At 40.3% G+C, this 25,295-nt stretch carries 11 protein-coding genes and 1 pseudogene; 6 read left to right on the top strand and 6 right to left on the bottom strand.

Features of this window, described 5'->3' with window-relative positions:
* Positions 1–27: 27 nt before the first annotated feature.
* The 4 genes from BACINT_RS13340 to BACINT_RS13325 form a co-directional block, all read right to left on the bottom strand.
* Complete coding sequence (locus BACINT_RS13340; protein ID WP_007663944.1) at positions 28–1,335, bottom strand: glucuronyl esterase domain-containing protein; 1,308 nt, start codon at positions 1,333–1,335, stop codon at positions 28–30.
* A gap of 51 nt (positions 1,336–1,386) precedes the next feature.
* The gene (locus BACINT_RS13335) at positions 1,387–3,741 is read right to left on the bottom strand and encodes a hypothetical protein (protein WP_007663943.1); all 2,355 of its coding nucleotides are present in this window, start codon (positions 3,739–3,741) and stop codon (positions 1,387–1,389) included.
* A gap of 87 nt (positions 3,742–3,828) precedes the next feature.
* Entirely contained in the window at positions 3,829–5,739 is a 1,911-nt protein-coding gene (locus BACINT_RS13330) for a RagB/SusD family nutrient uptake outer membrane protein (RefSeq protein WP_007663941.1), read from the bottom strand.
* Between the two features lie 12 nt (positions 5,740–5,751).
* The gene (locus BACINT_RS13325) at positions 5,752–8,979 is read right to left on the bottom strand and encodes a SusC/RagA family TonB-linked outer membrane protein (RefSeq protein WP_232288765.1); all 3,228 of its coding nucleotides are present in this window, start codon (positions 8,977–8,979) and stop codon (positions 5,752–5,754) included.
* Positions 8,980–9,386: 407 nt separating this feature from the next.
* Here BACINT_RS13325 and BACINT_RS13320 point away from each other — a divergent pair, with 407 nt between their 5' ends.
* Both BACINT_RS13320 and BACINT_RS13315 read left to right on the top strand, forming a co-directional pair.
* Positions 9,387–11,228 (top strand): heparinase II/III domain-containing protein, encoded by a 1,842-nt coding sequence (locus BACINT_RS13320; RefSeq protein WP_081450318.1) that lies wholly within the window; start codon positions 9,387–9,389, stop codon positions 11,226–11,228.
* A gap of 32 nt (positions 11,229–11,260) precedes the next feature.
* Positions 11,261–12,432 (top strand): annotated as a pseudogene (locus BACINT_RS13315) (glycoside hydrolase family 88 protein).
* Positions 12,433–12,907: 475 nt separating this feature from the next.
* Here BACINT_RS13315 and BACINT_RS13310 read toward each other — a convergent pair.
* Positions 12,908–13,315: a LacI family DNA-binding transcriptional regulator gene (locus BACINT_RS13310; protein ID WP_007663930.1), complete on the bottom strand. Its 408-nt coding sequence runs from the start codon at positions 13,313–13,315 to the stop codon at positions 12,908–12,910.
* Positions 13,316–13,520: 205 nt separating this feature from the next.
* Here BACINT_RS13310 and BACINT_RS13305 point away from each other — a divergent pair, with 205 nt between their 5' ends.
* On the top strand, positions 13,521–17,405 hold the full coding sequence (locus tag BACINT_RS13305) for a hybrid sensor histidine kinase/response regulator (RefSeq protein ID WP_232288764.1): 3,885 nt from the start codon (positions 13,521–13,523) through the stop codon (positions 17,403–17,405).
* 185 nt (positions 17,406–17,590) lie between these two features.
* Here the strand turns inward: BACINT_RS13305 and BACINT_RS13300 are convergent, their stop codons facing one another.
* Entirely contained in the window at positions 17,591–19,009 is a 1,419-nt protein-coding gene (locus BACINT_RS13300) for a sialate O-acetylesterase (protein WP_007663928.1), read from the bottom strand.
* Between the two features lie 262 nt (positions 19,010–19,271).
* On the opposite strand from BACINT_RS13300, the gene BACINT_RS13295 reads away from it, so the two are divergent.
* Genes BACINT_RS13295 through BACINT_RS13285 form a run of 3 tightly spaced genes read left to right on the top strand, consistent with a single transcriptional unit; the run spans position 19,272 to position 25,288 of the window.
* A complete protein-coding gene (locus BACINT_RS13295; RefSeq protein ID WP_007663927.1) occupies positions 19,272–21,272 on the top strand; it encodes a glycoside hydrolase family 97 protein in 2,001 nt (666 codons plus the stop codon).
* Between the two features lie 13 nt (positions 21,273–21,285).
* A complete protein-coding gene (locus BACINT_RS13290) occupies positions 21,286–23,070 on the top strand; it encodes a glycoside hydrolase family 2 protein (RefSeq protein WP_007663926.1) in 1,785 nt (594 codons plus the stop codon).
* 4 nt (positions 23,071–23,074) lie between these two features.
* A complete protein-coding gene (locus BACINT_RS13285) occupies positions 23,075–25,288 on the top strand; it encodes a glycoside hydrolase family 3 N-terminal domain-containing protein (RefSeq protein ID WP_007663925.1) in 2,214 nt (737 codons plus the stop codon).
* The last annotated feature ends 7 nt before the right edge of the window (positions 25,289–25,295 follow it).

Genomic DNA, 25,295 nt, shown 5'->3' with positions numbered 1-25,295 from the left:
TCATGCCCCATATGCCTCGGTGTTAGGTCACTTTCTGAACCATTTATCTGCAAACTTCACATACTGTTTCCAGTCATATTGAGTGATGTCGTGCCTGCCAGAACGAATGTGGTAGGCGATACTACCGTCTTGTAGAGGAGTATCGCTTGGAGGCATCTCTTTGGCATCTAGCCCCTTTGCTCCGAATATAAACTCATATACCGGAGTAGCATGTACTCCGGATAGGAATTCTCCTTTAGGGTCGGCCCATTGATCTTCGGTGGCGCTGGCAATATAAACTGGACGTGGGGCTAAAAGAGCTATCAACTCATGCTGGTCAAAAGGAAGCGTGTTCTCTTTGCTGTTGTATTTCCGGAAGTTGCGACAAAACCAATGGGGAAACTGTTGGTTGACGGCTTGAATGGTTTCTCCGATTGCACGTCGGGAAAGGGCGGCCCCTCCGCAACCAGAGCAATTGGAGATAATCATAGCAAAACGTTGGTCTGTGGCTCCTGCCCATAAGGCGGCTTTACCATGCCGTGAATGTCCGAACACGGCTACTTGGGATGTGTTGATATCTTTGTCTGTTTCGAAATAGTTCATCGCACAGCTCATGGCCCATGCCCACGCGGCTATGGTTCCCCATTCGTCGTTAGCCGGATGATGTTGTCCTTTTTTGTAGAATAGAGGGTGAACTCCATTTTTAAATGCATCATCAAAATCGGGGTCAATGTCTCCGCGATAGATAGTGGCAAGGGCGTATCCGTTTTCCATTAGCATCTCAATGGGCCATCGGGCAGCTGCAATGCCTCGGGGAGGCAGTCTCTTCCATAAAAATTCTTTTTGTTTTTCGGGAGTTGGATAGGATATACCGGGATCTAGGCTGATGGTATGGTTACCTTTGAAGTTTAATCCGAAGAATAGAGGAACTGCTCCTGAACGCTTGTTCGGAATATATATGAGGACTGTAAAGTAGTGTTTGTCACTTTTTGTCAGGTAAACCGAAACTTCCTTACGTGTAGCTATACCGCCTAACGCATTTTTGTCTTCTGTCAGAATTTTGAAGTGCATATCTTTCGGATGTTTAGGTGCTTTGCCGAACATTTCCGTTTCGAAGAGTCGGAGTAGTTCCGGCCTGCGTTTTTGGTTCCATTGTTTCAGGGTATTTATAGTGCTTCCGTTTTTCATTATCAATGGATTAGGTAGGTCGTAATTCGGAATGTTTTCTTCTTCATAATTTGCTTTAGAAGCAAGATATCTGAAGATAGTGTCTTTAGGAAGACTTTCAGCCAACACCGTAAGTACAAAACACTGTAAGAAGCACAATATTCCTGTAATCTTTTTTTGAGTATTCATAGTAAATAGTTTATATTATTCTTAATCTTTTAAACTTTATGGTATCCTTGATTAATGATAAAGCTGAATTCGTGATGCATCTATTCCGTATATTACGCAAGGAGCACCAGTCAATTCTATAGTTACTTGATTATCGGTAGTAGGCACTATCTGTTTTTGTCCGATGGCATTCAGTAAGGTGACCTCTGGAACATTGCTTGGCAATGTCAGTCTCTTTTTTGTTTTCCATGAGCTTACCCAAGGTTCCGGAAAAATATCTCCGTTGGGATGAGTCAGGATATTTCCTTCTGTCCTGTCCCAAAGTACAGCCATGCTTCCCCGAGGAGTATCAAATAAAATTCCTCTGCTGCACGGATGCTTTTCGTCCATCCGTATCCAGCCTTTGAATGTGGCTTTATCCAATACTTCAGCCGTGTTGCAAAAGGCCATCAAAGAAGGCTTGAAGCTTAAATCTCGGTTGATCATCCCAAAGAAATACTCCCGGTTAGTGGCATTTACTCCTAAATGGTCGAACCATACGGAGTTAAATAGCTGATAGTAAAGCGCATTCTTTACTCCCTCTGCCGCTGCAAGCGCATATGATAATAATAAATTCTCCGCCGCCTCGCGAGGGGTGTCGTTCCATGAATGATTGGGATAATCAAGCGCATATATTTCGGTGAGGTACAAATCTTTGTCGCCTCCATGCTTTTGTATGAAGTTCTTGACTACTCGGATAGAACCGTAATAATTCCAGTATTGATATCCGAAAGCGGGCTTCTTGAAATCTTCCCAAGGAGCGATTACCGGAAAATCAGGTGTAAAATTACCTCTGCCCGGATGCAATGCGATTCCGTCCAGTAAGTCCCATCCTCCTAATTCTACAATCTTTTCCAGGAAGACCTCATCTGCACCTGCTATTCCGAATGAGATAATCTGAATGTTCTGCCATTCAGTTTTTTCTTTTTGAACTTTGCGTATGGCTTTCAACCACTCTATATATGCTTCGGCCAAACTAGCCTTACCAATGCCTTCACCGGCACCGGCAATGTCCGGTGAACTCATGTTCAGTTCATTGCCAAATTCCCATATTTTGTTCCCATTCTTCACAATCTTTCGGAAAAAGGAACGTATCAATTCTTCCCGCTCTGTATCTTTCCATTTCTTCTTCCAGTCTATGTTATTGTGAAATGTGGCTTCTATGTTTTTGAAACTGCTGGTGATTCCGTTACGTACCCATCGGACTCCCATCCGGTTTAATAAACGTTTTAGATTCATGGAATCGGGAATGGCCCAATAGGCTGAAAGCCCCATAATGTTTTCATCGGGTGTGGCTTTAAACTCATGAGGAGGCAATATAGCCAGACTTGTCCTCGAGAAAATCTGTTCTTTTCCGTTTTCATCTTCAACGGAGACTTCTACAAAATAAATTTCCCGTTCTGTGTCTGCTGTAAATTCAATGGGGTGAACTTGTACTTCTCCTGTTTCTAAGAAGTATTTTTTGGAGTCATTCACTATGTAATTTCCGTCATAGTCACGAATCCAATACTTAAGTATGCATTTTTGTGGAACTGGTGACGTATTGATGATTTTAGCTTGTACGCCGATTGGAGCAGTTGCGTCCTCCCACCAGTTATAGACTTTCTCTGTGGTGAGTGTTAAGGCAAATGGACGTTTCTGCCATTTTGCACTGATAGCTTCGTAAGGCCATCCATAAGGAGGAAATAGGATTGAGAACTGAGTGAAATAGTTGCCGTCTTCTTGACGAGGTAGAATCGTATGTCTGTAGTCCTCGCTTTGCCAATTTGAGTCGACTTTGTTATCGGCTCCATAAGTAAGGCAAAGCAAGCGGTTTTTTATCAAAAACGGGAATATTTTGGCATCGGCTGTTTCTAACGGAAGTCCTCCTTTAGCATCCCGCTGCCATATCCCCAATTTGGCTTCCGGAAGTTTTTGAGTACCGGCGTTTTCGGGCAGGCAGAAACGGAACTGACATCCTTTCCAGTCAGCCTTATACTTTTCGGGAACTCCTGAAAGCAAATACTGTACGTCCACCCGGTCTTGATGCACTATGAATGTACCTGTAAGTTTCATCGAAGTCGGTACTGATGGAGGAAAAAAATAATGGATACGAATGGCACTTGCCCCATTCACCTCAGTTATTTCATATTTACAATTGTTTTTGAGTTCCAGTTGAGGCCACTGGCCAAGTTTCAGCTCGCCAAGTTGTACTAATGTCTCCGATTGTTTGTTTTGCAACAGCAACCTTCCTTTATCTTTGGATGCTATTCTTAAAATATAATTGGAAGATTCAATCTTATAGTTTGCCAGCATTTCTATGGGTGTTATACAGAAATTGATTATCAACAATAGTAACCATTTTCTTTTCCATTCGGCAAATGAAATGTTATATGAAAGCTTGTACATATCTTTATGCTTTGTAAATTATAAAATTTACCCCTACTACAAATATATGTGGCAGGGGTAATTCTTCATAAAAGTGAATATCCACGATTAATCTTTCATGAACTGACCTTCTTCGGGTACCTGCAAGGGAGTTACATTATTTTCACAACCTAAATAACCATTATTTTGATTAATGTGCCCATTGGTGTTGGCTCTGATATCTTTGTTAGGAATAGGCCATAACATGTGATGAACACTCATGGTGTATTCAGCAAATCTGTTCTTTACACCTTTGTTATAGAAATTGTTATGTTGACTGATCCAGTCGAACCAGAAATTGTATCCGGCATCTTTCAAGTTGCTGGCTCCCTTTGGACCACATAAGTTTTCCATTTTGTAGGTACGTCCGTTGAATATTTCACAAGGTTTACCTGTCAGTGCGTATGTATAAGCGATACGAACCAATGTAATGTGACGATGTTCTTCGTAATAAAGTTCACGTGCACGTTCGTTCAGAATTTCACCGATATTGATGTTTTGAGCAGTCAGCGGATCGGCGCCTGCACGGTTACGGACTACATTCAGCATATTGGCTGCTTCACTCAGATTATCTTTCCAATAATAGCATTCGGCAAGCATCAGGTAAACTTCGGCACTACGCATCAGGTAAATAGGGCTTGAACCACCTTTCCATTGACCGCTACCTGCTGTCGGATCCGGAATATAAACTTTGTAGTGCGGCCATGAAAACCAGCAGCGGATTGAATCACCGCAAGACATATTCACTGGTTTTACTGCCTTCTTTCCATACCAGGGATCATTAGCTTTCTTCAGGGCCGGGTCATTATAAATTAGGTCTTCCATACGTCTCCAGCTATCGTGGTTGTAGCGGCCACGTAAGTCATTTTTCTCTTTCTCTGTCCAGATGGTATATTGGAAGTAGTTGGTGGGGCGTACACGGGCAATGCCTCGTCCATATGTTTTGTTCACGTCTTCCACAATGCCGGCTGTAACGTCTTTGCTGTCGGGAGTGACGGCGAAACCAGTTTTACCACTCGGAGTTTTTACTACGTTATTATTCCACATAGGAACACAGTTAGCCATGATTTCTGTTTTTGCAGAACCTGTGCCACTGGCATTATTCGGTTCGGATACACCATATAATATACCTTCTGTGTTGGCCGGATCACTTTTGGCTTCTACGCTATGCAGATCAAACATCAGGTTGGGATGATTGTTTTTAGTGGAAGTAAAACGGTTGACCATCAGTGGGTGTTTAGCTACGATTTCATTTCCAACTTTGATAGCATTGTCGAATTCTCCCAATGACATATAGACTTTCATCAACAGTACGCCACAGGCCGATTTTGTGGTGTGTCCACGGTCTACTTGTTCGGGTACCCATTGGTATGCAAATTCCAGTTCTTTTTTCATACGACGCAAGATGCTCCAACGGTCACATGTATTAAAATCATACCGTGGGTATGTGACTTCGACATCAATGAAGGGGACATCCCCGAACTGGTTGATTAGTCGCCAGTATCTGTAACAACGTTGGAAGTAACCTGTACCTAATACTTTGTTCTTTTCAGCTTCATTCACGAATTTTGTATCTTTCATACGTGAAAGTACTACATTCGTATATTTTATTTGATTCCAGTTCTCATCCCAGTTATGTGATGTCAAATAGGAGTTTTCTGCATTATTAAAGTTCGCATCCGGCATTAATTGGCGATCCATATCCTGCAAGGGGCCTGCTTTATCAGTCGTTCCGCTGATGCAGAGGTCGGAGAAGATAAGTTCACAAGTATATCCACTTCCGTTTCCAAAGTATTCATGACGCATGGAACGCTCGGCTGCTGCCAGAGAAGTGAGCAGACCGTCAGCATCAACGTATGCATTTTCAGGAGTGAGGAAAGAGAGGGGTTTAGGTTCCAACCAGCTTTCGCTACATCCGGTTAGTAGTGCCGTACATAAAGCGGCACCACTGATAGTTTTGAATATTCTGTTCTTTTTCATTGTTCTTTCAAATTAGAGTGTAAAGTTAATACCGAAATTGAATGTTCTTCCCATTGGGCTGTTTGATTCAGGATCCCAGCCGTCGTAATGAGGAGCAAAGACTGCTACATTATGAATGGATGCGTTGAAGCGTAAATCTTGGATACCCACAACTTTTGTCCATTTTTGTGGCAGGCGATATGAAACTGTGATATTGTCCAAACGGATAAATGACTTGTTTACATAATGTGTTCCTAAATTCTTTGAACCGATACGTGCATAGTCATTAATCGGATTTTCCGGTGTCCAGTAAGGCTGATCGTAACTGCAACTGATAGAAGCATCTAAGTTATTGTTGGCGGCATCAGCATATGAACCATGGTGTCCCCATAAAGAGTATAACATGAATGAAACATCCAAATCGTTGAACAATTGGAAATTGTTACGTAATGTCCAGCGGAAGCGGGGAGTCGTATATTTCTGATGTCTCTTGTCATCCTGATCCAATTTCCCATTTTCATTGAGGTCCAGATATTTAAAGTCACCCGGCTGACAACCATATTTTGCAGCTTCTTCAGCTTCATCTTGTTGCCATACACCATCTCCTATATAATCCCAAATGCGGTCTGGGTCCTCACCAATAAACCATTTGTTAGTGATATCATCGTCTTCCACCTGACCGATGATATTACCGTCAGCATCAAGAATATTCTTCATGTTACCGTACAAGTGCTTAATCTTACGGCGGTTGAGTGAAAAGTTGCCTGTAGCACTCCATTCAAAGTTTTTGCGTCTCATGATGTTGGCATTCAATGTTAATTCAAAACCTGTATTCTGGAGTTGTCCCATATTACTCAATACTTTGCTAAATCCAGTGATAGGTGGAATGGCACGGTCCATTAGTAAATCATTGGTCATTTTCTTGTATACTTCGATAGAACCACTTAAAATATCTCCGAAGAGTCCGAAGTCCAAACCTATATTATATGATTTAGCACGTTCCCATTTTAACTTGCTATTTGGCATTTTTTGGTTCAATGTATAAGTTGTGGTATAAAACTTACCACTTCCATCGATCCAACAAGTCGGATTAGAAGTCAGTTCTGCGAGAGCGGCATAGATACCAATGTCTCTATTTCCATTTTCACCCCAAGAGAAGCGTAATTTACCATAACTTAGCCATGAGGAGGTTTTCTTCATGAATTTTTCTTCTGTGAATACCCATGCCAAAGCAACGGCAGGGAATGTAGCACGTGGGTTCATCATACCGAAAGCTGAGTAACCGTCACGACGAACAGAAGCAGTCAACATATATTTATTGCTAAAGGAGTAGAAAAGACGTCCCATCAAAGCATCACCAGTAGTGTATTGGTCAGTACTCAATGCAGTAGGATTGTTGCCCAAGTGGATACCATGATAGCCTAACGCGTCACTCGGATTGTATCCTTTGTTAGTACTCTTAGTCATCCAACTTTGTGATTTTTCGGCGTTGACTAGGAAAGTAGCTTCTACTTTATGTTTATCGAAGAATTCATATTTCCAGTTGAAGACATTGTCTACCTGCCAGTTGAAGGCTTTATTATGCTGGCGGAAGGAGGAACCACCTTCTCCTGCCCAAGCATCATTCTTGGCTGATTTGTGCTCAAAACTTTCGTTCCAGGCCAAGCGCGGAGTAAAGTTCATCTGGTAAGAGAAACCGAATGGTAAATTCAGGCGTCCGTAGATAGTTCCGTCCAGATTCATGTATACCTGTTTCTTATCTGTATATTTACGGTCATAGAATGGGTTGGCGATGGTGTTTGAACCATTAGGATAGTGCTGGTTAGCACTTTCTGGATTGTTAACATCATTACTACAATACGGAGAAAACCATGTCAAAGCTTTAGTATCGACAGCAATAGCACTTTCGTCACGGCTGGAGAAGTTCATATTCAATCCCACTGTGATATACTTGCTGACATTGGATTCCAGATTCAGGCGGGTAGTGAAACGGCTAAACGCATCACCATCTTTGATACCTTCATTGTCCATATAGCCAATGGACCAATAGTATTGGTAATCTTCACCTTTTTTGCTAATGCTGACGTTGTAGTTTTGTTGTACTGCATTGTTTAACATCAAATCTTGCCAATTGGTTAGTTTACCATTGAAATAATTATTGATTTCAGGGGTAGATAGGTCCAGACGTGACAACCATTTCGTTATTAGTTCTTCTTCTGATACAGACGTAACTTTATCCTTCTGGTCATAATTGTACCAGTCTACTTTATCTATTCCATTAAGCTTCCTTGGATCGGTATACATTCCCGGATATTGTTCAAGGTATTCATCCGTTTGCCTACCGATTTCGTATGCTTGACGGAAATCAAGAAATTGCTCGGCGTTTCTGAGTTTGCGGCTCTTAATAGGAGTGACTAATCCCCAACTTGTATTGACGTTAATCACAGGCTTGCTGCCTGCTATACCTTTCTGTGTAGTGATAGCAATGACTCCGTTTGCTGCTTTTGCACCATATACAGCAGCAGAACTGGCATCTTTCAGTACGTCGATTGAAATGATGTCGTTGGGGTTCAATTCGCTAAGTTCGCCATTATAAATAACTCCGTCTACAACAAGTAACGGTTGTGAACCGGCTTTTAAAGTACCTTTACCACGTATAAGGAAGTCGCCGCCACCTTTTGCTTCGTTGTTGACTGAGATGTTCAGACCGGCAGCATTAGCACGCAATAAGTCGTGCATATTACGGGGCATTTCTGCTTTTAAGTCGGTCGGACGAATGTTTGAAATAGCACCGGTTAAATCCTTCTTTTTAGCTGTACCATATCCGATAACTACAACTTCGTCAAGTGCTTGAGCGTCTTCCTGCATTGTAATGTTCAGATTGCTTTGCTGCACTTTGACTTCCACATCTTTGTATCCGATATAAGAAAGAACCAGTGTTTGGCCGTTTTTTGCGGTAATGGTAAAGTTACCATTCATATCTGTGATGACACCGTTATTGGTACCTTTTACCATGACAGTAACGCCAATAAGGATTTCTCCCTTGTTATCTACTACATGCCCTTTTATTGATATATTGCCCGTTTGTTGTTCCATAGCAACACTATGAATCTGCGTTGAAAGGGATGTCGTAATAAAGGGCTGACCAGCTTGTACTGTGCCAATGCCCAACAAAGCAGTCAGAACTACTGATTGGGCCAGACGATAGCATCGTGTGTGACCTTGCTGCCACATGCATGGATGTGATAAATTGTTTTTCATATAACTGAATAATAATTAGTATTTAGATATTTATTAGGCTTTTACTGATTGCAACTTTATGATTTTCAACCTCAAAATTGCTGGATAATAATGTTGTTTCTATTCTGCTCATTTTAGATTTGTTTTATGTTATATATTGAGTTACACATGCAAATCTCTGAAATAATATGATAACTTATGCAAAGAATGATGAAAATCATCGGGAACGATTTTGTAGGTTTTTAATGTTAATAGCTTGTTATATAGTTGATTATTCCTATATAAAAACATACTTTTGCATACCTTGCACAGAAAGATGGTTAGCTTTAGTTAAGGAAAACGTTCCCGTCGATTTTGCAGATAATGATTCTATATTATTCTATAATATTGTGATATTTGTCATGTTGTTGAACTTTTAAGTAATTAATATGATGATATATTTATTCCTTTTTTGTAAACCTCGTCTACAGCGAACAATCTTATTGTCAGTTTTAGTTTTTTATTCTTTAGTGCTGTGTGCGCAGTCTTTGGATTATGAAAGAATGAACCCTCATCCTCGTTTATTATTAACGCAAGGAGGAGAAGAAGCTGTGAAGAGGTCAATAACATGCTTCCCATCGTTATTGAAGGTTCATGAGCGTATTTTGAAAGAATCTGATGAGATACTCATTCAACAAATGGCGGAACGAGTTATGGAAGGGAAGCGGTTGCTGGGTGTTTCCCGTTTGGCATTAAAACGGATTTTCTATCTTTCATATGCCTATCGCATGACGAAGGAAGAAAAGTATGCTTATCGTGCGACACAAGAAATGCTTTCGGTAAGCCGTTTTCCAGATTGGAATCCATCTCACTTTTTGGACGTGGGAGAAATGGTGTTAGCATTATCCATAGGTTATGATTGGCTTTATGAGTATTTGGAACCGGAAATACGTTCTATAGTACGTGACGCAATTGTAGAAAAAGGTCTGGATGCCGCTGCTCCTGATGAATGGTTTTACAGAGCGGTATCTAACTGGAATTCTGTTTGTAATGGTGGTTTATTGTGTGGTGCGCTTGCAGTTTTTGAGGATGTGCCGGATAAGGCAAAAAAAATTATAGAGAAGTGCTTGTTGACTAATCCTAAAGCTTTAGTGGCTTATGGACCGGATGGAGGATATCCGGAGGGCTTTCATTATTGGGGATATGGTACCAGTTTTCAGGTGTTACTTATTGCTGCCCTTGAAAGTGCATTGGGGACAGATGCCGGGCTATCCGAATATCCCGGTTTTTTGGAATCAGCTCGCTTTATGGAATTTATGACAGCTCCAAGTGGCGAATACTTTAATTTTTCGGATGCTGTTAATGGAGTGAGATGTAATATGATGATGTTTTGGTTTGCTAAGAAAATGGGGGATTTATCTTTACTATGGTTAGAAAATCAATATTTAGAGGATCCTTCAGTTAGTTTTGCAGAAGATCGTTTATTGCCCTGTCTGTTGATTTTTTGTGCTCATCAGGATTTGAGTAATATACAACCGCCTTCCTGTCGTTTTTGGCATAATGGTGGAAAGACACCGGTTTTTATTTATCGTGGCGGATGGAATAGTAAAAAAGATAGCTATCTGGCCGTAAAAGGAGGTTCTCCCTTAACTTCTCATGCGCATATGGATGCCGGTTCGTTTATTTATGAAAGGGAGGGAATACGCTGGGGGATAGATCTCGGTATGCAAAATTATTTAAGTTTGGAGAGTAGAGGAGTAAATTTATGGGATCAGTTTCAAGAAGGCCAACGGTGGGAAGTGTTCCGTCTTGGTAATATGGCACATAATACGCTTACGATAAATAATAAGCGGCATTTAGTGAATAGTTATGCTCCCATAAGCAGAATATATAAAAGTGAAGATAGGAAAGGGGCAGAAGTAAATCTTACAAGCGTTTTTGCTGATGATATGGAAAAAGTTGTCCGCATCATTTATCTGAATGAAGAAGATGATCTGATTGTGAAAGATGAACTGGTTACGGGAGAAAAAGAGGCTTTGGTAACTTGGATTATGGTAACACCGGCTGAAGCAAAAATCATCGGTAAGAATCAAATAGAATTGGCTAAGGATGGACACCGAATGTTGCTTACCGTGGCTGCACCGGATGATGTTGAAATGAAACTTTGGTCAAATGCCCCCCTCCATGTTTTTGATGAACCTAATCCGGGAAGTATGCGTGTAGGTTTTGAAACTTATCTTCCTGCAAACCGGAAGAATTTGTTGAAAGTGACATTAAATCTTATCAGATGAATTATTTGTTAATTAAATTATAAAAAGGATTTATGAAAAAGAAATGGCTCTTATTAAGTTTAATTGGTTTCCTTGTTTCGTGTTCGAAACAGGAATCAATGGATGCATTGACGGCACGTGTATTTACCGTTGCTGAACAGCAGTATTTGACAATGGATACTCGTTTGGAAAGTACTACTTTACCGCAGTCCATAGCTCCGGACAGTACATTCAAATCTTCGACAATTTATTGGTGGTGTAGCGGGTTTTATCCCGGTTCACTCTGGTATATTTATGAGTATACTCAAAATGAAGCCGTGAAGACATTGGCCGAAAAGAATACGTTGAAACTGGATCCTATTCAATACGTAACCAATGACCATGATGTAGGTTTCCAGTTAAATTGTAGTTATGGTAATGGTTTTCGTCTCACGGGAAATGAAGATTATAAGAAAGTTCTTTATCAAGGGGCACAATCATTGGCGACCCGCTTAGTTCTGTAACTGGAGTAACCCGAAGCTGGGATTTCTTGCGCCGTGGTTGGAAATACCCTGTTATCATTGATAATATGATGAATTTGGAATTGCTGATGTTTGCATCGAAAACCTTTGATAATGATACTTTGGAATATATAGCTCGTACACATGCAAATACTACCCTTAAAAATCATTTCCGTAAAGATTATTCTTCTTATCATCTGGTAGATTATGATCCTGAAGATGGACATGTGCGTAGCCAGCAAACAGTACAGGGTTATGCCAATGAATCATCATGGGGGAGAGGGCAAGCCTGGGCACTTTATGGCTATACAATGATGTTTCGCATGACCGGAGATGAAAAGTATTTGGAACACGCAGAAAATATTGCCGATATGCTTCTTTCACGTCTTCCGGTTGATGGTATTCCTTATTGGGACTTTGATGCTCCTAACGGTAATGAATATCGCGATGCTTCAGCCGGTGCAATAATGGCCTCTGCTTTTGTAGAGCTGAGTGGTTTTGTTACAGATGAGAAAACAGGACAAAATTATCTCTCAATAGCTGAAAAACAACTTCGAACTCTAGCTTCACCTCATTATCTTGCTGAACCGGGAACTAACTGTAATTTTATTCTAAAGCATAGTGTCGGTAATCTTCCGGAAAATAGCGAAGTAGATGTACCGCTTTCTTATGCCGATTATTATTTCTTAGAAGCATTGTTGCGTTATAAAAAGGCTGTGGAATAAGCTTGTAAAATCCTTTCTCTCGAAGAGTGGGCTTGTTTAAGGTTAACGCTTCGAGAGAAAATGCATTTAACTCCTGTTCTTTTCCTAATATATATCCGCCAGATATGCACGCTTTTTGCAGGGTTATGAACACAATCCAACTCCTGATCCGCATAAATAATATTAAGTTTCAGAGGTTAAGCCGCCGCATCGCCACTTTTATCCCTTTTCGCTGCGACGGTTAAGGAAAATTGTAGTAGGTACTTATTCTTTCCACCATGGAGAAAGTTTCTTTCCATCACGGGGAAACTTTCTTTCCACCATGGTGGAAAGAAAGAAACTCCACGGTGGAAAGAATAAGCGTTCGGATGGAAAAGGCTAACCGTTGGAAGGGAAAAAGCATAGGAATGCCTAAGAAAGGAGTTAGCTATTGCATTTAGTTCATTTCTGACGGGTTATGAATCAATTTCAACTCTTGATTCGCATTAATATGAGATTATGCTGATGCACGTTTAGTATGTTGTTGTTTTAAGATGATAGCGATAGGATTTGGACGATAATGTAGCTTCTTAGCTAAAGCCTGTACAGCCTTTCTGGTGTTCAGGCTAATATCTTTTTTATTGGCTAATGCGCGTGATATGGTAGATGGTGCCAGATTGAGTTGGCGTGCCATTTCTTTGATGGTAATTTTAGGTTGTTTACTGACTTCCGTATTATTCTTATGGCATTGTTTAAGTTTCACTGCCATGATATTGGGCTTGTAGTTTAATTTGGTGGCCAATTCCATTACGATTTCTTTTGTCTGCGAATTTACATCCCACTGGTCTGCCAAAGCTCTGGATACAGTGGAAGTAGAAAGATTTAGTGCTTTAGCGATTGTTTTAAGTGTTACTTGAGATTTCATGGTATTTACTTTATTAGGGTTAATATTATTTTCTTTATTGTTGCTGCAAAGTTAGAATGCAATGAATTTTAGGACTTTACGACATGTCTCAGAAACTCCCGGATTTGTGTCATTAAGGAATAAAAGGTATATTTGCAGCATGTTTAGCCGATATATATTATTGATATTATTCTTTTTTTGTTGGTCGAGTGGAAGTGCTCAGCTTTTGACTGACAAATTGTTCTTCGAACATTTGACTACCGAGGACGGACTTTCTCATAATTATGTGCAATCCATATATCAGGATAAGGATGGTTTTATCTGGTTGGGAAGTGATAATGGTTTAAACCGTTATGACGGACAGCATATCGATATTTTCAGTACTAATACGCAACCCACTCTTGGAGGTAATAAAATACGCCGTATCATTCAGGACAGGGATAAGAATTTATGGATATTGCATGAAAACGGTTTGGACAGGATGAAATATTCTACTCAGCAAGTAAAAAGTTTCCTGTATGACAAGAACCAAAGTAGTCGTTGGGTTGGGATTGGAGTTGATAAGGGAGGGAGCTTTGTAGCCTATACGGAAAAGAAAATATTCAGATATGATATGGAGAAAGATACTCTTGTGGTTCTGCAAGACGCTCCGGAGGAATATCGATATTCTGCATTTGTGCAGGCTGGTGGGAAATATTACGTAGGCACTCGCCAACATGGCATTATTGTATATGATGAAAACTGGCAATTGCTTGAGCATATTTATCCTAGGTCTATAGAGAAAGGTCCCTTGACTGACGGATTGATAAATGTGTTGCGGGTGGATTCAGAAGGTTGTCTTTGGAGCGTGATTGTAGGTATATGTATCAACAAATATAATCCTCAGACCAAGGAAGTGAAAACTTATAAGCTTTCTTCTACATCTCTCCTTAATAAAGAGATCAGAGATATCATAGAGTTGAATAAGGACTATATGTTGATTGGTACTTTCAATGGCCTGTTTAGGCTGCATAAGGATAATATGGAGGAGGTGATAGTAGAAAAAGGGGAAATCGGAGAAGAAGGAGGTCTGAGTTATTATTCCATATATTCTTTGTTTAAGGATAGGCAAGGAATAGTGTGGGTCGGTACATATGCCGGTGGTGTGAACTACAGTCACAGCTATAATCAGCGTTTCAGATTCTTTGCTCCTTCCCATTTGGCAGGACGCTTCAGGATGGCAAAAGAAGATGCTGATAATAATATCTGGTTCGCGACAGAAGGTAACGGCTTGCTGCGTCATCGTCCGGAAACAGGTCAGGTAGAATCCTTCTGGCTGAATGAAAACAAGCACCACAATGATAATATCATTAAATCAATCTGTATATCGGGTGATACAATCATGTGCGGTAATCAACGGGGAGAAGTTTATAATTATTCTATAAAGAGGAATAAGTTTTCATTATTGCGAAAGTACGATAATACAAATATATTGTATATCTTCAAAGACTCCAGAGAGCATTGGTGGATATCTGTACAGGATCAGGGCGTTTTCTGTCTAGATATGGACTCCGTGCAATTTCCATGCTCGAATTATATTGATGAAATAGATCCCGGAATACTTGTGTTTGCCACCCAGAAGGAAGGATTGTATGTCTATGATCTGAATATAGGACAAAAGAAACAGATAAGCGCGGCAGATTTGGGAGTTCCTGCAGATAAATCGCTTAGTATAACTTCTTTTTGCCGGGATTCGGAGCATAACCTATGGATGACGACTGAGAGACAGGGGCTCTTATCTGTAGATAAACATTGGAAATTGCGAAAGCAACATTTGTCGCATACCAAGGTTCATTCGGATAAACTTTATTTTGTTGCAAAACAGAATGAAGAGAGGTTATGGGTAATTGGTGCACACAAGTTGTATTTGTTCAACTTCAAAGAAAACCAATTACATACTTTTGATAATAACAACGGTTTGCGTCTGACCGATATGGATGCTTCCAGTCTGATAGATTCAGCCAATCGTTTTTGGATATTGGGTAATACCGGATATGTAATGGTAGATAACCGGAATTTTATGTTGAATGATACGCCGGCCTCTGTGATTCTTACTACGTTGCGTATTAATAATAAATTGCAAAGACCTTGTGATGGTTCTGTGTTAGATAAATGCTTGGCTGAGACATCTGTGTTATGCTTAAAACACAATCAGACAAACATTTCGATAGCCTATGCGAGTGATAACCATATATATGGTAATAGCGACCGGTTCTTTTATAAGATGGATGGAGTAGATCCGGATTGGGTGGATGCGGGTAATCGTCGTGAAGTATTCTATAGTAATCTTGCTCCCGGTAACTACCTTTTAAGGATCAAAGCACTTAATAATGATGGAACGATAGGACCGGAAACTCATTTGAAAATTGAAGTGCTTCCCCCTTTATGGGCGCGTTGGTGGGCATTTGTTATTTATGCTGCTATTATTTTCTACATATTGCAACGCTATATTGCCTATAAGCAAAGGAAACAACGGTTAGAGCACGAACTGTATCTCAAACAAATAGAAAAGGATAAATCTGAGGAGTTTAACCGGGAATTGCAGACTTTTTTTACGCAAGTGGCGCATGAATTCAGGACTCCGTTAACTTTGATTTTGAATCCTTTGGACGAGATACAGAAAAAGATAATACATGTTTCCGGAGTAAAAGAAGACTTGCTGTTAATCCGTCGTAATGCCAAACGATTACTTACGTTGGTAAATGACCTGATGGATTTGAGGAAGATAGAGAATGGGAATGGGGAACTGGAACTATCTTCTTTTAATTTTAATGATTTTATTCAGGAGATTTACTACTCTTTTCAGGTTACTGCCCGGCAAAGAGATATAGCATTGCAGCTTTCTCTGCCAGAGACGCCTATATTAGCTACATTTGATAAGGACGCATTAGAGAAAGTGTTCTTTAATTTATTGTCCAATGCTCTGAAGTTTACTCCGGAGGGAGGAACTGTTATTTTGGCTGTTTCCTTGATTGAAGGAGAGAAGCCGAAAATACACATTGAAGTGAAAGACACTGGAGTTGGAATATCCAATGAGGATATAAACAAGATATTCAAACCTTTTGCACTGTCTCATCAGGATTTGCATGGACAGATGGGAGGTAGTGGAGTCGGTCTGACTATAGCAAGAGCTATTGTAGAAAAACATCAGGGAACTATATCGGTCAGACGTAGGGAACCGCATGGTACTTGTTTTTCTATTGATTTGCCGTGGAGATATGATAAATGTTATGAAATGGCAGTTCAAGGCACATTGGATGAGAGTGAAGATGCAGTAGACGATGCTTCTTCTTTTAAAGTTACTTCGATTTCTGAGACGATTTTGTTGGTAGATGATAATATTGAAATTCTGACTTATCTTCAGAAAGAATTGTCGAGAAACTTTAAAGTTGTTACAGCTCAGAATGGACGTGAAGCACTGGAGGTATTAGGCAAAAAAAATGTGTCATTAGTAGTGAGTGATGTCATGATGCCTGAAATGGATGGCATGGAATTATGTACGTATATTAAAGAGAACCCTTCTCTTTGCCATCTTCCTGTCATATTGCTGACTGCAAAATCCATGACGATATATGTTGAAGAAGGCTTCCAGGCCGGTGCAGATGACTATCTTGTGAAACCTTTCAAAGTCTCTACCCTGATAGTCCGTATTAATAATATTCTGAGCGGTCGGAAGAAATTGAAGGAGATTTATGGAAAACAACTCTCTTTAAAGAGTGTAGGTATTGAGTTGGAACCTGCAGATAAATCTTTTGCTGAACAATATGAAGCAGTAGTGAAAACACACCTTTCTAATCCTGAGTTGGATGTGGAAATGTTATGTAAGGAAATGGGAGTGAGCAGGGCTAAGTTATATCGTAAGGTAAAGGCTATTACTAATCTTTCTCCGGCAGAGTTGATTCGTAATATCCGTTTGGAATGTGCTGCTGAAATGCTTCGTACTTCTCAACAGACAGCAACGGAAATTGCTTATCAAACAGGATTTGGCAGTTATAATCATTTTGGTGATTATTTTAAGAGTGTTTATGGTGTTTCTCCTAAAGTATATAAGGAGAAGTATAAGAACACTTAATTTATTCGTTTACAGAGTCGATTGCAAAGATTTGGAAATGTATATTCAGGGATAACAAGATCGTCTAAATAAACTGCACCTCACAATTTTAAACTGCCCCAAAAAGTCAGATACGAAACCTTAGGAGCAGTTCTGTTAAAAAGATAATATCATTTGATTCTTTAGCGATGTGAAATAGATAATGCTTACCAATTATCTGTACGGAACAGGCAAGCCGGTAAGCCGTCCTTATTATAAAGATTTCCGTCCGGATTATTTTCCCAGTTATAGCGTACGGCAACAGGATTAGGGACTTTCGGACTCCAAATAACAATTCGGTTATCTTTGAGTTCTCCCAGCGCCCAGTGGAATTTTTTGTCTTCTCCTGCGATGGCAAAACCTTGCAGACATCCATATCGGCTACGTATTTCTAAACCGGAACCTGTATTTTTGAATGTAATTATGACTTTGTCACCATTGATTTCCATGCGTTCAAACATGGGGCTTTCACTGACAATATCTGAATACCCGTACTCGTAATGTAACGCTTGTAATGCTGCTCTCATACCTACCTCTTGTTTGTTGCGGGGATGAAGGTCATAGGGGTCTCCCAAGTCACTGGTTACGATGAGATGGGTTCCAGGAACTGCCAGAACTTTACTTTGAGCATCTCGCATTTCCGCCCAAAGTGGTTTCTTGTTGATAGAATCGAAGTTGGGAAGCTGGATGATATAAAACGGTAATTCTGAATTCCAGCGGTTACGCCAATCTCCAATCATACATGTGAGCCAATCGGTATAAGGTTCTGCATTTCCTACATTATTTTCTCCCTGATACCAGAGAACTCCCTTAATGGAGAAGGATAGCAGCGGATGGATCATTGCATTGTATACCAATGATGGATAATCATTACGCTTTGCTTCCTTATTTTTTCGTGTAAGGTATTCTGTAGGGGGGAATAGTTTCTCATTTTTGTTATATCGATCGAGTCGTTTTTGTGGCAGTGTATTGGCAGCTTCCAGACTTGTCCAGGTTTCCACGATTGTACCGCCCCATGATGAATTTATAATACCAATAGGTATGTTTGTTTCCTCATAAACCTTTTTAGCAAAGAAATAAGCAACTCCGGAGAAACGGCCTACGTTTTCAGGTGAACATACGAGCCATGTTGCGCTGATTGTATCTTTAGGGGATAATTCCATGCGGCGAGGTATGTTTAAAGTTCGGATTTGCGGATAATTGGCATTCTTTTTCTCCACTTCCGCATTAGTGACGTTATTTACTACCCATTGCATGTTAGATTGTCCGCTACATAACCATACATCTCCGATAAGAATATCCTTGATGCTTATTGGGTTTTCTTTTCCGATGATTTGTAGTTGGTAGGGGCCGCCAGTTTCCAGAGCTTTCAGATTCACTTCCCAGTATCCCTTGCTGTCGGCTTTTACTGTTTGTTTTTGCTCTGCGAATAAGATTTGTATTTTCTCCTTTGGATCAGCCTGCCCCCATATATGAATAGGTTGGTTCCTTTGTAGTACCATTCCATCAGAATAGATGGCTGGTAATGTAACTTTAGCTTGTACGCTTAAAGAAACAAATAGAAAAATAAATAATAAATGTTTCATAGTGAATTGTTTTTGTGCGAAAATAAGTGAATACTATAACATATACAATAGGTATACAGATGAAATTATTGGAAACGATTTCGTATTTCATATTTTAGATAAATATCTTATATATAGCTTTTTAATGTAATATTGAATTTGCAAACGTTCCCGATGATTTCATACATAAACACAAACCTGATTTCAGTAAATGTCTATATTTGTGACGTATTATTTAATTTAATATTAATCAAAATATCACTTAAAACCAATAAATAGATTTATGAGAAGATTTTGTCTGACACTTACATTTCTGAGTGCATTCCTGAGTTTTAGTATAGCTCAGAAACAATATCAGTTAAAGTCACCGAATGGTAAGCTTGAATTAAGTATCGAAGCCGGTGATAAAATTTGTTATTCCTTAAAACATGCAAATACTGCGATTATTGTCTCTTCGCCTATTTCTATGTCATTAAGCAATAATAAAATATTAGGCGTGAAGTCTAAAGTTAAGAATGTACGTAGGCGTGTGGTTGATGAGAATATCACTACTGCCATCTACAAACGGAGTGAGATAAGAAATCGTTGTAATGAGCTGTCTCTTACTTTCAGGGACGGATTCCAATTAGAATTCAGAGCCTATGATGAAGGAGTTGCATATCGCTTCATCGTTACGGAAAATAAACCTTTTAATGTAATAGCTGAAGAAGCTACATTTAATTTTGACGATGATTATATGACGTATATTCCTTATGTGAGAGGAGGAAAGAATAAAAAGGTGGAAGCCCAGTTCTTCAATTCTTTTGAGAATGTCTATACACATGTCAATCTAAGTGAAATGGGTACTAATCAATTGGCTTTTACTCCGGTTGTTGTGGAATTGAAAGATGGAAAGAAGCTTTGTATTGCAGAATCAGACGTGGAGAGTTATCCCGGCATGTTTGTTCGCAATGCGAATCAGTCTAATTCTTTGAAAGGTGTTTTTGCTCCGTATCCGAAAGAAACGATACAAGGTGGACATAATAAATTGCAAAAGCTGGTTACTGCAAGAGAAGATTATATTGCGAAGTGCTCCGGCAGACGAAGTTTTCCCTGGCGCATTGCTATTGTATCTTCTGATGATAAAGAACTCCTTGATAATGATATGGTTTATAAACTGGCTGCTCCCTCCCGATTGGAAGATACTTCATGGATTAAACCTGGAAAGGTGGCTTGGGAATGGTGGAACAGTTGCGGGTTGTCCGGTGTAGATTTCAAGGCTGGTGTGAACAATGTTACCTATAAAGCATATATTGATTTTGCTTCTAAGCATGGTATTGAGTACGTGATTTTGGATGAGGGCTGGGCCGTAAATCTAAAAGCTGATTTATTTCAGGTTGTGCCGGAAATAGATTTGAAAGAGTTGGTTGCTTATGCTGATTCTAAACATGTAGGGCTGATCTTGTGGGCCGGTTACTATGCTTTTGAACGTGATTTGGAAAGAATCTGCAAGCATTATTCAGAATTGGGCATTAAGGGCTTCAAGGTAGACTTCATGGACCGTGACGACCAGGCAATGGTTGATTTTCACTATCGTGGGGCTGAGATAGCTGCAAAATACCATTTAATGTTAGATTATCATGGCACTTATAAACCGACAGGAATGAATCGTACTTATCCGAATGTGATTAATTTTGAAGGCGTACATGGCTTGGAGCAGTTGAAGTTCTCTGGCAGTGAGAAGGTGGATCAGGTTACCTATGATGTGACTATGCCTTTTATTCGTATGATAGCGGGACCTGTAGATTATACCCAGGGTGCAATGAAAAATGGCAATAAACGTAATTTTCGCGCTGTTAATGAAGAACCTATGAGTATGGGAACTCGTTGCCGCCAGCTGGCTGAATATGTAATATTTGAGGCTCCGCTATCCATGTTGTGTGATAGTCCTGTTCTCTATGAACGTGAATCTGAGTGTACCTCTTATATTTCAGATATTCCGACAGTATGGGATGAAACAAAAGCCTTGAATGGAAAAATAGGAGAATATATCTCAATGGCTCGTCGTAAAGGAGATGTTTGGTATGTGGGAGCGCTGACTAATTGGAAAAAGCGTACAATGAAATTTGATTTGTCATTTCTGGGTGAAGGGGAATGGACAATTGAACTTTATAAAGATGGTATAAATGCAGATAAGATAGCTTCTGATTATCGGAAGTCTGTTATCTTTGTTCCCCAAAATCGTAAGCTAACGGTGAATTTGGCAGAAGGGGGCGGATGTGCAATGAAAATTTATAAAAAGTAATAGAGAAATACTTATGAAGGAGAAATTTTTAGGTTGGATTTTATTTCTGATAACGATCTGTAATGGCCAGTACGTTGGTGCTCAGGAGTTACTGACGAATGTATATGGTAGACAATACACTTTTTTGAATGGGAAGTGGAATGCTATTATTGATCCTTATCAGCAAGGTCGGCGAACCTCTATCTATAAGAACAGACCTTTAAGAAATAAGGCTGATTTTAAAGAGTATGAGTTCGAAGGAGGGCTACGTTTGAATGTGCCTTCCGACTGGAATTCGCAGCTTCCAGAACTTAAATATTATGAAGGTACGGTGTGGTATGCCCGTAAATTTGAGGTGAGTAAAAATCAGGATGAGAACCTGTTTCTCTACTTTGGAGCTGTGAGTTACCGTTGCCGGGTCTATCTGAATGGAAAAGAGATAGGTAGTCATGAAGGTGGATTTACGCCGTTTCAGTTCAATATCACTGATTTGGTAAAAGCAGGAGAAAACTTTCTGGCTGTGGAAGTGAATAATACTCGGACGGTAGATGCAATTCCTGCGCTGTCATTTGACTGGTGGAATTATGGCGGCATAACGCGTGATGTGATGTTAGTACGTACTCCTAAAGTATATATCAGCAATTACTTTATACAACTGGATAAATACAAGCCAGATTATATTCATGCAACCTTACAACTGTCAGAGCAGCAAGCGGGCCAGAAAGTGAGAATTGAAATTCCTGAACTGAAAATCGCATCTGAAGTGCAGACTGACGGACAAGGAATGGCGAAAATATCTTTCCGTGCTAAGAAACTGGAACGTTGGTCGCCCCAAAAACCTAAACTTTACCAAGTCACTGTTTCCACTGCAACGGACCATGTGAAAGAGAATATAGGTTTTCGTAATCTTAGTGTGAAAGGGACGAAGATTTATTTGAATGACACTCCGGTCTTTATGAAAGGAATCAGTTTTCATGAAGAGATAGCGCAACGCCAGGGAAGAGCATTTTCAGAGCAGGATGCTGTAGCATTACTTTCTGAAGCAAAGGAGTTGGGTGCTAATTTAGTGCGTCTAGCGCATTATCCACAAAATGAATATATCGTTCGTCTAGCTGAAAAGATGGGTATTATGTTGTGGGAAGAAATTCCTATTTGGCAAGGAATTGATTTTAAAAATGCCGAGACGCGTATGAAGGCGCAAAAAATGTATACGGAAATGGTTATGCGTGACAGGAACAGGTGTGCCTTGACCTTCTGGGGAGTTGCCAATGAAACAGCTCCTTCCGAAGCCCGCAATGCCTTTCTGAAGAGTCTTGTCGAACACTGTCACGAGATGGATACTACTCGTCTGATAACAGCAGCTTTCGATTTGCCGAAGCTGAATCCTGAAACGAAGGCTTTTGAAATGAATGATTCTTTTATCGAAGAGTTGGATGTGGTGTCGATTAATAAATATATGGGGTGGTACCATGCCTGGCCGTCAGATCCTTCGGAAGTACGTTGGAATGTGGCTCTCGGTAAACCGTTGATTTTCTCTGAATTTGGTGGTGAAGCCCTTTACGGGCAATCGGGAGATTCTACTTTAACAAGTTCATGGAGCGAAGAATATCAGGAAAAGCTGTTCAGAGATAATTTGGAGATGTTCAGCCGTGTGGAAAATCTGGCTGGTATTTCTCCTTGGATACTATTTGATTTCCGTTCTCCGTATCGTTTTCATCCTACGAATCAGGAAGGTTGGAACCGGAAAGGGCTTATTTCTGATCAGGGATTCAGGAAAAAGGCTTGGTATGTGATGAAAGAATTCTATAATAATAAGTGATAATATGAAAAAGAATAGTCTTTTGTGTGCAATAATTCTAGGGATTATGGCAACTTCCTTGTCTGCTCAGACAAGGAAGAAGGATTATACCCATCAAGTAGATTCTGTACTGAATCTTATGACTTTGGAAGAAAAAGTCGGGCAAATGATTCAGTATTCCAATAATAAGCTTCTGACCGGACCTTCTCTTGACAGTCGTAATCATACGGAAGAAATCAAACGTGGTGAGGTAGGTTCTATTTTTAATATATTGACTGTAGAGCGTGCAAGGCAATATCAGGATTTGGCTATGCAGTCCCGTTTGAGGATTCCGTTGATTTTTGGTTTGGATGTTGTACATGGGATGAGGACTATTTTCCCGATACCGATGGCTGAAGCTGCCAGTTTTAATCTGGAATTGATAAAAAAAACAGCCAGTGTGGCGGCGGCGGAGACTTCTGCCCATGGGATTCACTGGACGTTTGCTCCCATGGTTGATATCTCCAGGGATGCCCGTTGGGGGCGTTCGATGGAAGGAGCCGGTGAAGACCCTTGGTATGGTAGTCAGGTGGCAAAGGCTCGTGTAGAAGGTTTTCAGGGTACCAATTATAATGATAGAAACACTGTGCTTGCTTGTGCGAAGCATTTTGCTGCTTATGGAGCGGCGGTAGCAGGTAAAGATTATGCCGAAGCTGATATCTCGGAACATACACTTCAACAAGTATATTTACCACCATTCCGGGCTGCAGTAGAAGCCGGAGTGGGCACTTTTATGAATGCTTTTAATGAGATAAACGGTATTCCTGCAACGGCCCATAAGCCTCTTTTAAGGGATGTTTTGAAGGGAGAATGGGGATTCACAGGCTTTGTAGTCAGTGACTGGGGTTCTGTTAGTGAGATTGCCAAACACCGGATGGCAAAAGACAATAAAGATGCAGGACGTCTGGCTGCTATTGCAGGTTGTGACATGGATATGCATTCTATGACTTATGCCAGGCATCTGGTAGATTTAGTGAAAGAGGGCGCTGTAGACATTACTTTGATTGATGATGCTGTAAAACGTATCTTAACGGTAAAATTCGAATTGGGCTTGTTTGATGACCCTTATCGTTATAATTATCGTGAGAAGGAAATCGGAGACAAGAAAGTGAATGCGGTTCACAGGAAAGTAGCCCGTGAAGCTGGAGCCGGTTCAATCGTCCTGCTGAAAAATCAGAATGTTCTGCCTATTGCGTCAACCGTACGTAATATAGCTTTAATCGGTCCCTTGAATAAGGCTAATAAGGATATGCTGGGGAATTGGTCTGCCATTGGCAAGGCAGAAGAGGTGATTTCTGTTTTTGATGGTTTGAAAGCTGCTTTTTCCAAGGCTAAGGTTACCTATATAGAAGGTTATGATTTGGAAACGAATGAATTGAAACCATTACCGGATCTTTCTGGTTATGATGTGCTTATTGTATCGGTAGGAGAGCGTGCCATAGATTCCGGAGAAGCGAAATCGAAAGTTGATATTAGTGTCAATGCCAATCAGCAGTTGATGGTGAAACAAATAAAGGAAAAGGCCGGGAAACCTGTTGTAACTTTGGTTATGGGTGGCCGTCCGTTGATTTTCTCCGATATGGAACCTTATACCGATGCCATTCTTGTGACTTGGTGGTTAGGTACGGAAGCTGGTAATTCTATAGCAGATGTGCTTACTGGTAGCTATAATCCGTCTGGTAAATTGCCAATGACATTTCCCCGTCATGTAGGTCAGTGTCCGATATATTACAATCATAAAAGTACAGGTCGTGCTTGGACACCAAACAATCCGTGGGTAAGCGGTTATATGGATGAGAGTGTGAAACCTGCCTATGCATTCGGATATGGTTTGAGCTATACAACTTTTGAAATTGCTGCTCCTGTGATATCAAAAAAAGAATATAGGTCAGGAGAGTCAGTGGTCGTGACTACTTTTGTTAAGAATACGGGAAAGTATACGGGCAAAGAAACCGTCCAGCTTTATTTGCAGGACGTTGCCAGTTCCGTGACCCGTCCGGTTCTTGAATTGTGTGGAATCCGGCAAATAGAATTGTTACCCGGAGAAACCCGGAAGATTGAATTTACTCTGTCAGAACAGGAACTGGGGTTCTTTAATGCAGATAGACAGTTCGTAACAGAGCCGGGTAGCTTTAAACTTTTTGTCGGGAACAGTTCGGATAATTTGAAAGTTACAGAATTTGAACTTATAGAGAAATAAATGGCAT

The organism is Bacteroides intestinalis DSM 17393 (assembly GCF_000172175.1).
GTDB lineage: Bacteria > Bacteroidota > Bacteroidia > Bacteroidales > Bacteroidaceae > Bacteroides > Bacteroides intestinalis.
Note: the sequence above shows the minus strand (reverse complement) of the source record. Positions and strands in the feature narration are given on the sequence as shown.